17 protein-coding genes are annotated in these 18574 nt (G+C 41.9%); 12 read left to right on the top strand and 5 right to left on the bottom strand.

Translation table 11 applies throughout. The annotated features are described in order from the left end of the window. Positions 1 to 4: 4 nt before the first annotated feature. From ACVW2L_RS10595 to ACVW2L_RS10565, 7 genes are all read left to right on the top strand, one after another. On the top strand, positions 5 to 2329 hold the full coding sequence (locus ACVW2L_RS10595) for an outer membrane protein assembly factor BamB family protein (RefSeq protein WP_457127935.1): 2325 nt from the start codon (positions 5 to 7) through the stop codon (positions 2327 to 2329). A gap of 34 nt (positions 2330 to 2363) precedes the next feature. Further along, entirely contained in the window at positions 2364 to 3338 is a 975-nt protein-coding gene (locus ACVW2L_RS10590) for a hypothetical protein (protein WP_457127934.1), read from the top strand. A 42-nt stretch (positions 3339 to 3380) separates the two neighbouring features. Then, positions 3381 to 5786, top strand: coding sequence for a TIM-barrel domain-containing protein (locus ACVW2L_RS10585; RefSeq protein ID WP_457127933.1), 2406 nt, complete (start codon positions 3381 to 3383; stop codon positions 5784 to 5786). A gap of 490 nt (positions 5787 to 6276) precedes the next feature. Beyond that, positions 6277 to 7977 carry an endo-1,4-beta-xylanase gene (locus tag ACVW2L_RS10580; protein WP_457127932.1) on the top strand — a complete coding sequence of 567 codons (1701 nt, stop codon included), beginning with the start codon at positions 6277 to 6279 and terminating at the stop codon, positions 7975 to 7977. Between the two features lie 429 nt (positions 7978 to 8406). Next, positions 8407 to 8673, top strand: coding sequence for a SemiSWEET family sugar transporter (locus ACVW2L_RS10575; protein WP_457127931.1), 267 nt, complete (start codon positions 8407 to 8409; stop codon positions 8671 to 8673). A 132-nt stretch (positions 8674 to 8805) separates the two neighbouring features. Continuing rightward, positions 8806 to 9705 (top strand): NAD(P)H-binding protein, encoded by a 900-nt coding sequence (locus ACVW2L_RS10570; protein WP_457127930.1) that lies wholly within the window; start codon positions 8806 to 8808, stop codon positions 9703 to 9705. Between the two features lie 12 nt (positions 9706 to 9717). Beyond that, positions 9718 to 10638, top strand: coding sequence for a helix-turn-helix domain-containing protein (locus ACVW2L_RS10565; RefSeq protein ID WP_457127929.1), 921 nt, complete (start codon positions 9718 to 9720; stop codon positions 10636 to 10638). Between the two features lie 175 nt (positions 10639 to 10813). On the opposite strand, the gene ACVW2L_RS10560 is transcribed toward ACVW2L_RS10565, so the two are convergent. Continuing rightward, on the bottom strand, positions 10814 to 11839 hold the full coding sequence (locus tag ACVW2L_RS10560; RefSeq protein ID WP_457127928.1) for a DUF4097 family beta strand repeat-containing protein: 1026 nt from the start codon (positions 11837 to 11839) through the stop codon (positions 10814 to 10816). A gap of 207 nt (positions 11840 to 12046) precedes the next feature. Between ACVW2L_RS10560 and ACVW2L_RS10555 the strand changes: the two genes are divergently transcribed. From ACVW2L_RS10555 to ACVW2L_RS10545, 3 genes are all read left to right on the top strand, one after another. Beyond that, entirely contained in the window at positions 12047 to 12682 is a 636-nt protein-coding gene (locus ACVW2L_RS10555; protein WP_457127927.1) for an MgtC/SapB family protein, read from the top strand. Between the two features lie 112 nt (positions 12683 to 12794). Beyond that, the gene (locus ACVW2L_RS10550) at positions 12795 to 12986 is read left to right on the top strand and encodes a cold-shock protein (protein WP_294793039.1); all 192 of its coding nucleotides are present in this window, start codon (positions 12795 to 12797) and stop codon (positions 12984 to 12986) included. Positions 12987 to 12991: 5 nt separating this feature from the next. Next, a complete protein-coding gene (locus ACVW2L_RS10545) occupies positions 12992 to 13444 on the top strand; it encodes a cold-shock protein (protein WP_457127926.1) in 453 nt (150 codons plus the stop codon). A gap of 137 nt (positions 13445 to 13581) precedes the next feature. On the opposite strand, the gene ACVW2L_RS10540 is transcribed toward ACVW2L_RS10545, so the two are convergent. Then, on the bottom strand, positions 13582 to 14115 hold the full coding sequence (locus ACVW2L_RS10540) for a YceI family protein (RefSeq protein WP_457127925.1): 534 nt from the start codon (positions 14113 to 14115) through the stop codon (positions 13582 to 13584). A gap of 269 nt (positions 14116 to 14384) precedes the next feature. Between ACVW2L_RS10540 and ACVW2L_RS10535 the strand changes: the two genes are divergently transcribed. Both ACVW2L_RS10535 and ACVW2L_RS10530 read left to right on the top strand, forming a co-directional pair. Next, positions 14385 to 15926 carry a PAS domain-containing sensor histidine kinase gene (locus ACVW2L_RS10535; protein ID WP_457127924.1) on the top strand — a complete coding sequence of 514 codons (1542 nt, stop codon included), beginning with the start codon at positions 14385 to 14387 and terminating at the stop codon, positions 15924 to 15926. Positions 15927 to 15928: 2 nt separating this feature from the next. After that, positions 15929 to 16294, top strand: coding sequence for a response regulator (locus ACVW2L_RS10530; RefSeq protein WP_457127923.1), 366 nt, complete (start codon positions 15929 to 15931; stop codon positions 16292 to 16294). A 93-nt stretch (positions 16295 to 16387) separates the two neighbouring features. Here ACVW2L_RS10530 and ACVW2L_RS10525 read toward each other — a convergent pair whose 3' ends face one another. The 3 genes from ACVW2L_RS10525 to ACVW2L_RS10515 form a co-directional block, all read right to left on the bottom strand. Beyond that, positions 16388 to 16870, bottom strand: a complete 483-nt coding sequence (locus ACVW2L_RS10525) for an SRPBCC family protein (protein WP_457127922.1) — start codon at positions 16868 to 16870, stop codon at positions 16388 to 16390. Continuing rightward, positions 16860 to 17192, bottom strand: coding sequence for an ArsR/SmtB family transcription factor (locus ACVW2L_RS10520; RefSeq protein ID WP_457127921.1), 333 nt, complete (start codon positions 17190 to 17192; stop codon positions 16860 to 16862). The genes ACVW2L_RS10525 and ACVW2L_RS10520 overlap by 11 nt, the downstream gene beginning before the upstream one ends. 97 nt (positions 17193 to 17289) lie before the next feature. Next, positions 17290 to 18375: a glycosyltransferase family 4 protein gene (locus ACVW2L_RS10515; RefSeq protein ID WP_457127920.1), complete on the bottom strand. Its 1086-nt coding sequence runs from the start codon at positions 18373 to 18375 to the stop codon at positions 17290 to 17292. Between the last annotated feature and the right edge of the window lie 199 nt (positions 18376 to 18574).

Below are 18574 nucleotides of genomic sequence, written 5' to 3'. Positions count from 1 at the left end.
TTATATGAAATCGACATTTTTAAAAAATTTATCCCACGCGCGTGGGATAAAAATTGGTCTTTCAGCAATTGCTTGTATGGCTTTTGTCGCGGCTGTAGTTCCATCTAATAATGAGGACGGGCCAAAAAAGAAAGCAGAAGCTGTGCCACCACCACATACAGAATGGAAGGATTACGGCGGCGGACCCGACCACTCCAAATTCATGAACTTTACCCAGATCAACAAAAAAAACGTTGCCGATCTGCAGCCTGCATTTATCTATTCAACTGTAGCGGAAAGAGGTGGCTCATACAAGTTTAATCCAATTATTGTTGATGGAATAATGTATGTGCTGGCAAAAAATAGCTCATTAGTTGCAGTAGATATTGCCTCGGGCAAAGAGCTTTGGATACACGCTAATTTAAGAGGGATTGTTCAACGCGGCATTAACTTTTGGCAAAGTAAAGACAAAAAAGAGAAACGTTTTTTAATCTCGCTGGGCAATTACCTTCAGGCAATAGACGCCAATACGGGTAAATCCATATTAACGTTTGGAAAAAATGGTTCAGTAGATCTAAAAGAAGGTATTGGCCGCGCTCCGGAACTTTTAAGGCGTATGGCTTCAACCTCTGCCGGTCACGTTTATAATAACCTTATTCTTTTAGGCTCTGCTCCCGGTGAAGATCCTTTTTCTGGTCCTGGCGATGTAAGGGCATATGACGTAATAACTGGCAAAATGAAATGGGTGTTCCATACTATCCCACATCCGGGAGAATATGGTTACGAAAGCTGGCCTAAGGATGCCTGGAGATATTCAGGAGCTGCTAATACCTGGGGAGAAGTTTCGGTTGACGAAAAACGCGGAATAGCTTACTTTCCATTAGGGTCGCCTACTTACGATTATGATGGAGTTGACCGTAAGGGCAACAATGTTTTCGGCAATTGCCTTTTGGCCTTAGATGCGCGCAACGGAAAGCGCCTGTGGCATTTCCAAACCGTGCACCACGATATTTGGGATTATGACCTGACAGCTGCCCCTCAACTTATCACCATAAATCATAACGGTAAAAAAGTTGACGCGGTAGCCCAGGCATCAAAAAATGGATTCATGTATGTGTTTGATCGCGTTACAGGAAAACCCATCTGGCCAATCAAAGAAATGCCTTTCCCAAAAAGTGATTTGCCGGGCGAATGGACCTCGCCAACACAACCCATTCCAACTGTGGTACCCGCTTTTAACAGACATAATGTTGATGAGAAGGATATTAACCCTTATCTGCCTGATTCTATAAGACAAAAATATATAGCAAGGATAAAAGCCGCTAAAACCGGCTTATATCAACCCCTGTCTGATAAGTACGAAGTTTTTGCCTTGCCGGGTTCTGTAGGAGGCGCCAACCAGGGCAACACAGCGGCAAATCCTGATAAAGGTTTGGTTTACGTAATGTACCAGGAAATGTCGTGCTTTTATCAGTTGGTAAAAAGATCTGAAAGAGCGCCACGTGGAGGAGGCAATCCTAATGCCGCTGCGGCTTTACGCGGACAAACAGCTTATATACAATACTGCCAGGCCTGCCATGGCGCCGACCGTAATGGTGTAGAAGGTGCAGGAGTGTCTTTGGCAGACATTGGCAACCGCGTAACGCCTGACCTGTTTAAAACATATATCAATAATGGTAAAGGCCGTATGCCTGCCCAACCACACATTGATGATGCTACCCTCACTTCAATATATGCATTCCTTAACCCCGGTGGCCGGGGTGGCCGCGGCGGCGGGGCTCCTGCCGGCAACGCCATGCCTGATGGGCCAGTTGTTGCCTCGGGTGGCGCGCCTATAGCTAATCCAAGCAGTGCAAGCGAATACGGCGGCGGTATGACCGATTATCCATCAGATTATACAGGTCCTAAATCCATATATATTGAAAAAAGTAACTGGGGCACTGCCATTTCTGATATTTTGGCTCCACCTTTTGCAGGCATTGCCGCTTATGACCTTAATAAAGGCACTATAAAATGGAAGATACCATTGGGTGAGTATACCAAATCGGATGTTAAAGGTTTAGGTACACCTAACGGTACACAAAATAAGGGCATGGTGGTAACTGCCTCGGGTTTAATATTTGCAACATGCGCAGACGGTAAAGTCCGCGCTATTGATGCGGATAATGGAAAAATTTTGTGGGAGTACAACCTTGGCCGTAGCCAGCCTTCAGGTATACCTGCTATGTTCCAGGTTAATGGCAAACAATATCTGGTGGTATGCTCCACCGGCGCATTATTAGACCGAAATAAGAAAGAAGAGGACGTACCAAAGGGTTACATAACCTTTGCGTTACCCAATTTAAAATAGTTGGTATTATAAATTAATAACAAACTAACATGCTATGATAGTTAATAAGTATTTGAGGGTAATAAAAGCAGGTTTTGTGCTTTTGTTACTTGTATCGGTTTCCTTCCAGGTATCGGCCCAAAAGTTACCCACTAAAGTGATCTATTTCCTGGCGGGCCCTAAAGACCACGCAGGCGATGAAGGCTCTGGCCGGCATGAAACCCGCCGTGACCTTTTGGTAATGCAGCACTGCATTGATAGCATCAGCAATGCTACCGGCGTAAAAATCGTTACAAAATTCTCCTACAAACGCACTGCGCTTGACATTGAAGATTTGAAAGGTGTTGATGCTATAATTGTAGAGTGTAGTGCAGAAGGAAGTTCAAAAGAGCGGGCGCACCCTTTGTTTCCGCCGAGCGGTGATAACACCAAATCGTATGACAAGGCTACCCTTGCTTATTTAGCACAGTTAGATAGTCTGCATAAAGCAGGTATGGGAATTATGGTTTTGCATTGGGGTATTACCACTACCAATCAAAAAGCAACTCAGTATTACTTAAGTTGGTTTGGCTCGTCAAGTTTAAGCGGGTATACCCGTAATCCTTTGGGGTATTGGTCTGTATCACCTATTGAAGCGGCTAAGAACCACCCAATTTTGCGCGGTGTGGGGCCGTTTAACTATAAGGATGAAATATTTTCAAGAATGGTAGTGAATCCAGGAGACCCTTACCGTACAGACCTGCTTACCGGAACAATTGAAAAAAGTAATCAAGGTGCTTCCGAACCGCTTGGCATAGCTACAGCTTACGATAAGAACGGAGCACGTGGCGTACTATGGGGTGGCATGGATTACCATTCGGCTTTAAAGAATGAAAATTATCGCCGCTTTGTATTGAATGCTATTTTGTGGACGGCCGGTGTTGACGTGCCAAAAGGCGGCGTCAAATCAACCGCTAAACAACTGGCGTTATCACCAGACATCCCTGATACTTTTGACAAGTTAAAACCTGAAGGGTTTGTATTTAAATAGTTAGTTATATTTATACGATACAAATTTATTATACTGACATCAATGCTTAAATCTTTTTTTAAAACAGCTCTTTTTTTCGCCGCTGCCTGCCCGGTAGTTTGTAGCGCTCAAACCTATCAGTCGACAGCTTTGGGTGCTAAGGCTGTCGTAAACAGTCAGGCAATTGAGGTACAGTTTTATAGTCCGGACATAGTTCGGATCACAAAAACGCCTGCTGGTCAAACCTTCCAACAAGCCAGCCTTTCGGTGATTAAAAAGCCGGTTCAAACCCCTATAAAACTTATTAAGCGGGGCGATGCGCTTGACATAACAAGCAGCAAGATCAAAGTCACGCTCGACCTTAAAACAGGGGCCGTTTCGTACGCAACGGTTAAGGGCGCGATATTATTAAAAGAGAAAGCCGATGGAGCATCTTTTAAACCTTTTAATGATGCAGGGAGTAAGACACTTACTGTGGCACAATCGTTTGTTTTAGATAAGGATGAGGCTGTTTATGGCTTAGGGCAACATCAGCGCGGCAACTTGAATCAACGTAACCAGGTATATAAAAACATGATGCAGGGTAACACGGAGGATGTTGTGCCGTTTTTGCAATCTGTAAAAGGATATGGCGTTTTTTGGGACAATTATTCGCCAACAACTTTTAGCGATACGCCAAATGAAACTTTCTTTTCATCAGACGTAGGTGAAGGGATTGATTACTACTTTTTAAACGGTGGCAATGCCGATGGCGTTATAGCGCAAATGCGCGATTTGACAGGGCAAGCGCCTATGATGCCTTTATGGACCTTTGGTTTTTGGCAAAGTAAAGAGCGTTATAAAACTCAGGACGAAACAGTTGGTGTTGTAAAGAAATACCGTGAATTAGGCGTACCACTTGATGGCATTGTACAGGATTGGCAGTATTGGGGCAATAATTACCTGTGGAATTCCATGGAGTTTTTAAATGTAGATTTTTCAAATCCCCGAAAAATGATGTCTGAGGTGCATAATTTAAATGCACATCTAATGATTTCTATCTGGTCGTCATTTGGCCCTGAGACCAAGCCTTACAAAGATATGAAGGCTAAAAATATGCTGCTTGATTTTCGTACCTGGCCTGAGTCTGGCTCCGAACTATGGCCGCCAAAGCAAGACTATCCATCCGGCGTGAGACCTTATGATGTGTATAACCCCGAAGCTCGTGATATTTATTGGAACTATCTCAGTAAAGGTTTATTTCCGTATGGTATAGACGGTTGGTGGATGGATTCTACCGAGCCTGATCACCTTAGCGCCAAACCAACAGATCTGGACATTAAAACCTATTTAGGCTCTTTTCGTAAGGTCCGCAATGCCTATCCTTTAATGGGAGTTGGCGGAGTTTATGATCACCAGCGCGCCACGAGCTCAGATAAACGTGTGTTTATTTTAACCCGTTCGGCATTTGCCGGGCAGCAGCGTTATGGCGCTAACACGTGGTCGGGTGATATTACTTCATCATGGGAGACACTTGCCAAGCAGATCCCTACAGGGCTAAACTTTTCTTTAAGCGCTATTCCTTATTGGAACGCCGATATTGGTGGGTTCTTTTTAACAAAATACCCCAAAAAGCTTCAGGATCCTGATTACAGGGAACTTTATGCACGATGGATGGAGTTTGGAGCCTTTACCCCTTTAATGCGTTCGCATGGGGCCGATGCGCCAAGAGAGATCTACCAATTTGGTAATAAAGGAGACAAGGTTTATGATGCAGCTGAAAAATATATCAATTTACGCTACAGGCTTCTGCCTTACATTTATTCGGCTTCCTGGGATATAACAGCGCATCAATCAAGTATGATGCGAGCGCTGTTTATGGACTTTGCCGCTGACAAGAATGTATGGGATTCAACCAACGAATACATGTTCGGTAGGTCCATATTGGTTAACCCGGTAACTAAAGGGATGTATACCAAAGCTCAGAACACCACCACCAACATAGAGGACTTTAGCACTGTAAAATCCCAGGAAACCTATTTGCCCGCAGGCACATCATGGTATGATTTCTGGACAGGAGAGAAACTGGCAGGAGGCACCAAAGTATCAAGAGAAACTCCGTTAGACATTATCCCTATTTACATTAAAGCGGGTTCTGTACTGCCTTTCGGCCCTAAATTACAATACTCGTCAGAAAAGAACTGGGATAATCTGGAGATAAGAGTTTACCCGGGCGCTGATGGCGATTTTACCCTATATGAAGACGAGAACGACAATTATAACTATGAAAAGGGACAGTACAGCGAGGTCACTTTCCATTGGGACGATAAAAAGCGCAGCTTAAACATAGCCGACAGAAAAGGCGCATTTAAAGGAATGTTAGAAAGTCGCACCTTTAATGTTGTAGTGGCTCCGGCGGGAACAAATTATAATGGCGCCAGTGCAAAAGTTGTTAATTACACCGGTAAAAAGACCTCGGTAAAACTATAATTAAACCAACAAAAAAACGTCGTTTCCCTACCTGCGAACGGCGTTTTTTTGTGCTTTAAAACTTGCAAGTAAATTCTATAAGTCAAGTGTTGCAAAAAAATATACGTACCGGGAAAAAATGTGCAACACTTTTATTAAGTAATTGGTTATTAGTTACTTGTAAATATGGTATTTGATTTTTTTCTCTGACTTATTCGTCTGAAAAATCAACTGTAAAAGGCATGTAATGTTTTGTTTATCAACTAATTGAAAAATGAAAAAATTGACACTTTTTTGCAACAAGATAGCAACACTTTAGCAACAGAATAGCAACAGTTTTTTTACGACTCGGATGCCTTTACACCTATGGACTTAAAATATAAAAATGCTGATTACATGCTCGATGAGGCTTTCAATTCCGGGATTATTTGGCGGTTTGTAACATACTGATTACATTTAGGCACCGATTATAAATATAGCCCGATTATCCGGCCTAAAGAAAATTGCCTGTATGAACAACTCTGTACTAAAAATGTGCTGCTTTGCTGCGGCTGTACTATTTATTACCTCCTGCAAAAAAGGGAATACTGATAATAATCCAACACCAGCACCGCCTGTCACCTCCACAACGCTTATTCCTGGTTATACAGATACTGCCGGTGTGCTTAAAGTTTTAACGGCTTCAAAGTTTAGTAACATGGGTTTCGCGGTAACGTATGGGCTTATGGCAAACAACGCCGATTATCGCAATACGGTAAAAAGACATGGTAATGTGGTTACGTTTGGCAACGAGTTAAAAGAAGGATCTGTAGTTAAAAGCGACGGAAGTTATGATTATACCACTGCCGATGCCTTGTATAACATATGCAACACCAACGGTTTACAGGTGTTTGGGCACACTTTGGTGTGGCACTCTCAACAAAATACTACCTACCTTAACGGACTTATTACAGCAGCCGGCACCCCGGGTGTAGGCGGTACGCCCGGACCTAATATATTGGCTGCTTCAAACGGCGATTTTCAGCAGGGCACGAGCGGTACTTTCACCAATTGGCAAACTTTGGTAGGCGGTACAGCCGCCGCTACCTATGCTGAAGTTGCAGGTAACGGCTCAACACGGGCCTTGCAGGTAAATGTTGCAACAGCAGGTGCAAATGGTTATGATGTGCAGGCTATTGGTCCGGTGCTTAGTGTTCCGTCCGCGTCACCGGCACGTACTATCAATTTTTCAATAGACGTTAAAGCCGCTGCAGCGGGTGGTAAAGTTAGGGTAGTGGTGCAAAACGTCAATTACCTGGCTTATGATATAACACCAACCACCAGTTGGGCCACTTATACGTTTTCCTTACAGGTTGCCGAATCTGCCGCCACCGTAAGACTAAATTTCCCTAATGTGGGCACTTACGCCATTGATAACATTACCGCCAGCGACCCAACCCAAGGCACGCCGGGCGTAGGAGCAGCGCCCGCCACGGCTGCGCAGGCCGCTGCCGTAATTGATGCCGAAATGAAGCGTTACATAACCACCAGTATAACCCATTATGCAGGTAAAATAAACGCCTGGGATGTGGTAAACGAAGTTTTTTCTGATGGCAACGCGGCTATGCGTACAGATGCCAACTCAAGTGCTGGCGCTAATCAGTTTTTCTACGGAAAATATTTGGGTGTAAAGTACGATCAGGATAATTACGTGTTAAAGGCATTTAAGTATGCTAAGCAGGCTAATGCAAGCGTGTTGAGGTTTATTAATGATTACAACCTTGATTATTCACGAACCAAAACCGATTCATTAGTAGCCCTTGTAAATTTCATTAATAAAGATGGTGCTGCGTTGGTAGATGGTATAGGCACCCAAATGCACATCAGCGTAAACAGCAATAAAAGCAATATCGACTACTCGTTTCAGAAACTGGCGTCTACAGGATTAAAGATCAAGATCTCTGAAATGGATGTAGCCACTAATACATCAAAATCAAGTTCGTTCACTGCCGATGCAACAACGCTTGCTGCGCAGGCAGACATGTATAAATATGTTATACAGTCGTACCTAACAAACGTACCCGCAGCGCAGCGCTACGGCATTACAGTATGGGGTGTAGCCGATTCTGACAGCTGGATAAACACTGCAACCAACCCCGATGTGCCTTTGTTGTTTGATAAAAATTATGTTAAAAAGGCGGCGTTTGTGGGGGTGAAGTTGGGGGTGCAGTAATTAGTTGATTAGAGACTTTTTTTTCCCGCGTATTTGCGAGATAACAAGCAATCTCCGCGCGATAGGAAGTGCGTGGTTAATATCGCTTGATTAGTCCCTCGCGCTAGGCTTGCCCCGCTCAATTGCCGCGGAGGCTGTCCCCGGCCTTTGCGCTTCTTTTTTATAGTAATCCACCCTACTAGTCGAAGTTTTCAACTTCGACTAGTACATAGCCGTCCAACTTTCGCATTGTATATTAACACTTTTATCGTATAATTCTTTTCATGCAGTTTTACCGTATTTTCCTTTGGTAATTCTATCAAATCAGGTGTTTCTACGGCTGCGGTTGGCATTATTGTGGCTTTGCCTGCGCTATGAATGAGCTTCAATCAACGACTTTTTTAAGTCAATAACCGATGCCTCATCCAAATATCTAAAAAACACTAACCTATGGAATTGATAGAGATAATTGGCTTTACGGCAGGAATTTGCACTTCGGCGGCGGCGATACCACAGGTTATAAAAACAGTGAAAACCAAACAAGCCAAAGACATATCGCCGGTAATGTTTGTAATAATGCTTACCGGCAACTGCCTTTGGGTGTATTACGGGGTGGATAAATCAGATTTGCCCATTATTGTCACTAATTTGATAACCGTTGTATTGGATATTTCGATGCTTGTTTTAAAATATAAATACGGAAAGTCTCCCTCTTAATCTACCCATAATGTTGCATGCATATTAATTTGTGAAAGATGCTTTCAAAATTCCGGCTACAACAACCATAGATACGGCTACATGGCCCACGTATGCTTTGTTGATTTTGCATCAACAAATACATACACAACCATGAAAATTATTATAACAGGCTCATTGGGCCACATCAGTAAACCGCTTACAACGCAATTGGTGCAGGGCGGGCATACGGTAACCGTCATCAGCAGTAAAGAGGACAGGAGGGAAGAAATAGAAGCGCTGGAGGCCACGGCCGCCATAGGATCAGTTGAGGATGTTGATTTTTTAACTAAAACCTTCACCGGTGCCGATGCTGTTTATACCATGGTGCCGCCTAACCATTACTTTGATAAAAACCTTGATCTGATACCTTATTATGAACGCCTCGGCGCCAATTACTACCAGGCTATAAAAAACGCCGGCGTTAAGCGCCTGGTTAATTTAAGCACAGTTGGCGGTAATTTAAGCGAGGGTAACGGGATATTAAAAGGCGCTCATCGCGTCGAGCTGACTTTAAATAAACTGGGTAATGATGTTGCCATTACCCACATGCGCCCAACATCATTCAATTACAATTTGTACGGATATATTGACAGCATAAAAAATCAGGGGCTTATAGCAGCTAATTATGGTGCCGAGGATATAGTGCCCTGGGTATCGCCTTTGGATATTGCTGATGCTGTTGCGGAGGAACTGGTGACACTTAAGTCTGGCAACAAAGTGCGTTATGTATGCAGCGAGGAATTGAGCTGTAGTGAAACAGCCCGTATATTAGGTGAAGCCATTGGTAACCCCGGCCTGAAATGGGTAACAATAACAGATAAGGAAGCTTTGGATCATTTACTTTCAGTAGGGATGAATCCTGACATAGCCGAAGGTTTGGTTGAAATGTACGGAGCCTTGCACACCGGTTTATTAGCCGAAGATTACTTTGCTAACCGCCCCGTTGTTATGGGTAAGGTAAAAATGGAAGATTTTGCAAAGGATTTCGCAGCAGTATTTAATCAAAAATAAGTATATTGTATTATGGCAGGCACGGCACCACGCAGATTTGGTACAATAACAGATTTTCACCGCTTTAGGGGGTTGCCCAAACCGGAGCATCCGCTGATAAGCGTGGTGAATGTGGAGCAGATGAAAGACATTGAAGCGGATGAGCCTTATAGCATGACGTTTGATTTTTATGTAATAGCATTAAAAAGAAACTTCAACGCTAAACTAAAATACGGCCAGCAACAGTATGATTTTGATGAGGGCATGATGACCTTTACCGCTCCGGGGCAGGTAGTTGGCATTACACTTACCAGCGGCACCAAAATAAAACATTCGGGTTGGATGATATTGATCCACCCGGATTTTTTATGGGGAACCGCGCTGGCTAAAAGCATAAAGCAGTATGACTTTTTTGATTACTCGGTACACGAGGCGCTCTTCCTGTCAGACAAGGAAGAAGGCACTATTACCCAAATGATCCACAACGTAAGGCAGGAGAACAGCGCCAATATAGATAAGTATAGTCAGGGTATAATTATAGCCCAGCTGGAGCTGTTACTCACCTATGCCGAGCGCTTTTACAACAGGCAGTTTATTACCCGTAAAATTAATAACCACCAGATGCTGGATCAGTTAGAGATTGTTTTAGACGACTATTTTAAAGGCAATGTGCTAATGGAAAAGGGACTGCCTTCGGTTAGTGATGTTGCGGAGAAGTTAAATCTATCGCCCAATTATTTAAGCGGATTGCTAAAAGTACTTACGGGGCAAAGTACACAGCAGCACATCCACAATAAACTTATTGATAAAGCCAAGCAGCAACTCTCAACAACCGCGTTAACCGTTAGCGAGATTGCTTATCAATTAGGTTTTGAGCATCCGCAATCTTTCAGCAAGCTGTTCAAAACAAAAACACAACTGTCGCCGCTTGAGTTCAGGCAATCTTTTAATTGATTTATTAAGATTAAAGGTTGGGATTGAAGATTGGTGCCTATATATTATTTGATTTATTAAGATTGAAGATTGGTAGCTTATCTAATTAATGTGATGTATTAAGATTAAAGATTGGCGGCTTATCGAATTAATCCTAATCCCAACCAATCTTTAATCTTCAATCACCAATCTTCAACTAACTAAAACTAACTGTAATGGTACCGCTGGTACTCACTTTTACCGGTACGCCACCGCCGTTAACGGTACCGTCAACTTTGTCATCATCTTTGCTGCCGTTAAAATTGGTAAGCTGGTTTATGCGGATGCGGTTAGCGCGAAGCTTAAGATTAAGACCCTGGTTAGGCATTTTCAGGTTAATGCTGCCGCCGGAGTTATCTAAAGTAACATATTTACCCACCTTGGTAAGGCTTGCGGTTATGCTGCCACCGCTTGTTGAGGCATCTAAACTGCCTGATATATTTTGCAGGGCCATGCTGCCGCCGCTGGTGTGGGTTATCAATTCGCCGTTTATGTTGTTGGCGCTAACAGAGCCGCCGCTGGTGTTTGCCTCAACGGCGCCGGTCAAATCATTTAAACTTAATGATCCGCCTGAAGTATTGAGGCTAATGTTGCCGCTGCAATTTTGAGCTTTGATGCTTCCCCCGCTTGTTTCCAGTTTAATCTGGCTTTTAGAGTTAGCTATAGTAATGCTGCCGCCGCTTGTGTTTCCGTTAATATTACCGCTTAGCTGATTAAGACTTAAACTGCCGCCGCTGGTTGAAAAATCAAGGTTTCCATTCAAATCGGCCATAACTATGCTGCCACCGCTTGTGTTAAGGTTGGTTGATACGTTTTTAGGCACATATATCTTATAAGAGATACTTAAACCGTTTTTCCAGTTAAATATTTTATTTTTCTGGCTTGCGATAGCGCTTAACCGGCCGTTTGCTGCTGAAACATCAAAATTGTAATCTTCAGCCAGGCGTTGTTCAATCTGACCTTTGCTAAGCTCTTTATTGTATTGGCCTTTTATGTACACCTCAACGCGGGCCTCGCTGCCTGCAGTGCCGTTGATGGTTATACTACCGCCTGATGTGCGTGCTACGACATTCTGAACTGCTGCGCCGGAAAAGGATTTTGTTAAAAACGGGGCATTATCTGATTGAGCAAAGGCGGCTGTACTTAGCGCTGCTGCAAGTAATAAGGTAAGTATCTTTTTCATGATGGTATGGTTTATATATTAATTATATGACGTGTACACATGCGCAATGGTTACACCAAATTATTAATTAATTGATATATAAGTAAATATGGTCAAAGGTAAAAAACAGGTGCATCAAAAACGGACAGGCGCTGTACGGTTTTGGCGGGCCGGTGTTGTACATTTAACATAAATTAAACACTATGTTTAAAATAGCGTTTAGTCTGCATGGATTTCGGTATAGAATTAAAGGATATTTTCAGCATCATCACTTCAATTATATGCGGTGGCATTATCGGGTTTGAACGCGAGTATAAAAACAAGTCTACGGGTTTTCGCACCATTTTGCTCATTACGCTGGGTTCTACCATTTTCACCATCGTATCAAAACACGGCGTTGGTGCCGATGACAGAATCTCAGCCAATATAATAACTGGCATAGGCTTTATAGGGGCAGGGGTTATTTTTAAAGATAAAATGTCTGTGTTGGGCCTGACAACCGCAGCTGTTATATGGACATCGGCCGCTATCGGCATGACGGCGGGGATAGGTTATTATTCGCTTGCCATAGTGTTTACTGTAATTACATGGATAATACTGGTATTAGTAAATAAGATAGAGGTATTGATAGGCGACCTTAAAAAAAGCAAAGTAGTTAACATCACTTTTAATGATAATGACGTAAAACAACTCGGCCTTATTGAAGACAGAATAAAAGAGCTGCATTTAAAGAGCAAACGTTTACAGGTTTTTAAGGCTGATAAAGCTTTATGCGCCGTTTTAGAGATTGCCGGCACCAAACAAAATGCAGATAAACTAATAATTGAAATGCTGCAAATGGAAGAAATACGCGAATTTCATTAATAATATTGTAAATAAATACCTTAAATGGCGTATAAAATTAGTAATCTTTATGTTAGCGCTACTACCAAACAAAATTAACCGTATCTTGCACGCTTAACATTTAAAAAATATCATGGCAACAGGAACAGTAAAATTTTTTAATACTTCAAAAGGCTTCGGTTTTATTACCCCGGATGCTGGCGGTAAAGAAGTATTTGCACACGTAACAGGTTTAATTGATGAGATCCGCGAAGGTGACTCAGTTACCTACGAAGTAGAAGACGGCAAAAAAGGTCCGAGCGCGGTTAAAGTTAAATTAGCGTAATTACCTTGGCCAGATCAACAGAAACATTCAATAAAAAAGAACGAGAAAAGAAACGTCAGAAAAAGTCGTTGGATAAAAAGGAGAAGGCACAAGATCGTAAGGCTAACTCTACCAAAGGGAAAAGCCTTGATGATATGATGGCCTATATTGATGAATATGGCAACATTACATCAACACCACCAGATCCATCGCGTAAATTGAAAGTAAACTCTCAGGATATACAGATAGCTGTACCCAAACAGGAAACCATCATTGAGGATATTGTACGTACGGGGATCGTAGCATTTTTTAATGACGCCAAAGGTTATGGCTTTATAAAGGATATGCAAACCCAGGAGAGCATTTTTGTGCACGCCAATAGCCTTAGCGAACCTATAAAGGAAAACAACAAAGTAACTTTTGAAGTGGAACCCGGCCAAAAAGGCCCAACCGCTGTAAGAGTAAAAATATCCAGGTAAACCTATTGATCTTCTTGTCCGTATTCGTTTTAGTAAACGGAAGGACAAAAACAGGGAAGAAGTTAAAAAAACAAAGCCATCCGCATTGCGGATGGCTTTTCTGTTATAGCCTAATCACTAATCAGCCAATCACTAACTTAGGCTTGTTTAGCAAACTGAACGTTGAAGATCAGTTTCACCTCGTCGCTTACCACTACAGATCCAGCTTCGGTTATGCCGTCCCAGGTAAGGCCGAATTCTTTACGGTTAATTTTACCTGTAACATCAAAACCAGCCTTTGTATTGCCATAAAAATCGGTTGCAACGCCACCGTATTCTGCAGCAAGCTTAACCGGTTTGGTAACACCCTTTATAGTCAGATCGCCTTTTAGCGTATAATCGCTGCCATCTTTTTCAAATGAGGTTGATTTGAAAGTAATAGCCGGGTATTGTTCAGCGTCGAAAAAATCTGCGCCTTTTAAGTGGCCGTCGCGCTGATCCTGGTTGGTATCAATGCTGTTAACGTCAAGACTGAAGGTAACGTTAGCGCCTGTAAAATCTTCATTATCACTTTCTAAAGTGCCTTCAAATTTTTTGAATGAACCGGTAACGGTTGATATAACCAGGTGTTTTACTTTAAATTGTACTTCTGAGTGCATTGGGTCTAATACCCATTTTGTTGTTGTTGCCATTGTATTAAGAGTTTTATTTTTAAAATGATAGGACAAAGATAAATAATATATGTTTAAACATGTAGTTAAGTATTTATTATTACAATAAGCAGACACATGGTTGTTTAAACATGTAAAAAGTGATATTGTTTAGCCGAAATTGTACATGCTAAATTTAATATACCCGAAGCAACGTGCAGTAAAATTATTTGTCGGGGATAAACCGGAATCGTAAAATCAAAAAACAAGCGCTTTAAAATTGTGTTTAGTTCCTGATTAATAAATTCAAATTGGACAGTTTAAGTAACGGAAAATTCCACTTTTCAGATGACACAGTTAAACAGGATCTGGAACTTTTGACACAAGCGCTTGACGCCTCTATCTCTGGTATTATACTAACCGATCATCGACAGCCTGATAATCCGATCATCTATTGCAACAAGGCTTTTGAGACAATTACAGGTTATAACCGTAATGAGATCATTGGGCACAATTGCAGGTTTTTACAACAAGAAGACCGCCAGCAACCTGAAAGAGCTATTTTATTTAAAGCGATTAAAAATGGCGAGGCCGTATCCGTTGAAATAAGAAATTATAAAAAGGATGGCACCTTGTTCTGGAATGAATTGTATATGTCGCCAATTAAAGACGAACAAGGTAAAACTTGCTATTTTATTGGGGTGCAAAACGATATAACCAGGCGTAAAAAAGCGGAGCTTGATCTAAAGCATCAAAAAGATGTGATGGAAGAATGTGTAGTAGAGCGTACACGCAGCTTGAAGGAAAGTGAGGATTACCTGGCCAGTATTGTTCAAACCGTTCGCGAAAGTCTTATTGTGCTTAACCCTGAGCTAAAAGTTTTAAGTGTAAACGATCATTTTTTTAAAACCTTCAAAGTTACCCGCGAAGAGACCGAAGGAAAGTGGCTATACGAGTTGGGTAACGGTCAATGGAATATACCGAAGCTCAAAGAACTTTTAGAAAGCATATTGCCAACCAACAACCCGGTTGAAGCGTTTGAGGTAGAACATGATTTTCCGCATATCGGACGAAAGCTCATGTTGCTCAATGCGCATAGGATTGAACTGGAGGGTCAGTATCGCGACCGCATCTTGATAGCCATAGAAGATATAACCGACAGAAGGGAAATAGAACGCCGGAAAGACGATTTTCTATCCATAGCCAGTCACGAGCTTAAAACACCATTAACTACCATAAAAGGTTATGTGCAAATGATGCAGCGCCTTTTGCCGGTAAACGTTAGCGATAAATTTAAAGATATATTACGCAAAACAGCTATTCACGTAGACCGCCTTAATTCACTTATTGCAGAACTATTGGATGTTTCGCGAATGCAAAGCGGCAATATTGAGCTGCACCGCGAGCCTTTTGATTTTGATAAAATGGTGTATGAGACTGTAGATAATTTACAGGCTGCACACAAAAGTCATAAAATTATAGTGGTGGGAGAAGCGTCTAACAAGTATCTGGGCGATGAGGCACATATAATACAGGTAGTTAATAATCTTATATCAAACGCTATTAAGTATTCGCCTGATGCAGAAGACGTACAGGTTTACATTTCGCGTGTCAGCGATTATATAAAACTCGCTGTAACAGACAAAGGAATGGGTATTAATGCCGAGCATCATAAAAGAATATTTGAGCGTTTTTACCGCGTAGGCGAGATTCAGCAGCGTTTTCCGGGCATGGGTATAGGCCTTTATATATGTGATCAGATAATTAAAAACCACGGAGGCACACTGTGGGTGGAAAGTGAGCCAGGGAAGGGTTCTGTGTTTAGTTTTACCTTACCTGTCAATAAAGCATAATCATGAACAACAAAACAATATTAATTTGTGACGATGATGAAGGTATTCTTGATATGCTTGAACTCATTCTGGAAGACAGTGGATTTTCGATAATCCCCGTAAAAAATAGTCTGCAAATATACGATGAGATAAAAAAGACTAAGCCCGATCTGGTATTGCTTGATTTGTGGATGCCGGTACTGTCGGGCGACCAGGTGTTACGGGCGTTGCGTAAGGCGCCGGAAACCACTAAATTGCCCGTAATTGTTATTTCTGCCAGCCGGGAAGGTGAGCGTATAGCCAATGAAGCCGGAGCGAGTGATTTTATAGCTAAACCCTTTGATCTGGAATTATTAGTCAATAAGGTTAAAGAGTTGGTAGCAAATTAGCTTTGTATTGGTGTTATCAGGCATAGGGGTAACGCATTGCCCGTATGCGAGGTAAACCATGCCTACCCGAAACCCAAAGACCACTGTTCATAACTACTTAACTATTAACGCTGTATTAAGCTTGTCAAACATGCTGAACCAGCTTTGATACGCCCCCGTCTTTTTAGCCTCGGTTTCATCTACAGTTTGATGTAAAGTAACTTTGGTTTGGGTACCAATGGCAGCGAAGCTCACAGTAGTAACAATGGCTTGTGGCCATGCGTCTGATTTACCTGCCTCCCCCGCTGTTACCAAATCACCGTTTTCGTTACTTAATAGCATAGAAAAAACCAATTTCTCAGGTGCTAATACCTCCTGGTATTTGCCTTTTATCCAACAATCGCCATGTACGGGATCGTGTATAACGGAGTGAAACTCGCCACCAACTTTTACATCTAATGATTTAAAATCAATGGTGCAGCCTTCTGGGGCATACCAGTTTTTTAGAATTTCCAGATCGGTCCAAGCCTCAAAAACCTGGTCACGCGGCGCATCAAACAAATAGGTTATTTGTAATTCGTTGTTTTTATTTTCCATTGCTTTTGGTTTTTACGTCAGCTAAATATTTATCTAATTTTTCAAATTTGCTTAACCACAATTTTTTAGATTGAGTTACCCATGCCGCTACCTCGTCAAGCTGATCCAGCTTTGCTTCGCAAATACGGTCTCGCCCGTGTTGGTTTACGGTTATTAAGCCACATTCTTCCAATATGCCCACATGCAGCGAGATTGCCTGCCGGGTCATGTCAAACCGCTCTGCTATAGCATTTACATTATGCGGCTGTGCAGCAATCAAATTAATAATCCCTCTGCGGGTTGGGTCGGCAATTGCCTGGTACACGTCTCTTCTGGCTTTCATATATGCAAGTATGTGCTTGCAAATATAAGAGCAAGTATTTACTTGCGCAATAGCAAATGTTTTTTTTGTTAATGTTTATACGGTTTACCGGGCGTTATTAGTCAGCCTTATCCATGGTAGACCATACAGACTCATAAAGTTTATAATATTGTTCGGCCACCCGGTTGGGTTCAAAGCGTTTCCGGTTTAACCGGCCGCGAGCCAAGAGATGTTCTCTATACGGCTGCTCATTTATAATGCGAAGTATGCCTTTTTTAATGTCAGCTACATCAAGTGGATTTACCAGACATGCGCCATCACCGGCAACCTCTGGCATAGAAGAACAATTGGATGTAATTACCGGGCGTTCTATCATTTGAGCTTCAACAATGGGCATACCAAAGCCCTCACTTGTAGATACAAAGGCAAGCATATCGCAATCTTTATATGCCTGCAAAAGTTCATCATCGGTTAAATTATATTGATTGTCGTAATCAATATAATTATTTTTAAGTTCAAGCAGATGTGAATCCTCTAATTTTCCAATGATCCTGAGCCGGCACGGCATGTCTTTTAAAGCGCTAATGAGTCTGAAAATATTTTTATTATAGGCCGTACCTACCTGTAAAATTACCGGCTTTTCGTTATTAAAAGTTTTCGGAGAAGGCTGATAGTGAGTATCTACAGCTACCGGGATTACCTTAATTTTTTCTGCCGGGCAACCGGTATATTTAATTATTTCCTGTTTGGTGTTTTCTGATACTGTGGTTATCCACTGCGCGTGTTTTACCGGCTCATCAAGGTATAACCATTTGATCAGTTTTTGCGCCGCGCCGGTTTTTCGGTTCACCATGGCGCAATCATGGATAGTTAAAATGGTGCGTTTCCCTTTCATTAAAATATCAAGGAAATGCACCTCGCCGGTAATATGGTTGATGCCGTTATTCTGTCGCAGCGCTGCTTGTATTGTATTAAGTAGTTTACTAAAGTAACCATCGTTGTACCAACTACAGGTAAACACATTTATATGCACCCTATCTTGCAACTGTAACTTTAAATTGGCAAATATTGATTCAATACTAAAGTTTGAACCTGCACGCGGCTTTCTGTTAAAGAAATTAACTGTTAACTTGTTCACTAAATTGCTGATAACGTTTAATATTGATGCGCTATCAACCAAGGTAAACAATATTTCTTCGCCCATTTATTTTTTTTGTTTTTTCATCGGGCTAATCCAATGTTTCATATAATTTTTGCTCTGCTTTAAATTATTATATTAACCTTTAATATTTAAATAAAGTGCGATAGTGCCACAAACAATATCATAAGCTTCCTGTTTACCTTCCGTGCCTTTATCAGAGGCGTGTTAAACTGCTAAATCAAATTAAAGCCCTCAGGCGTAA

It is taken from the genome of Mucilaginibacter sp. HD30 (assembly GCF_054061755.1).
Note: the sequence above shows the minus strand (reverse complement) of the source record. Positions and strands in the feature narration are given on the sequence as shown.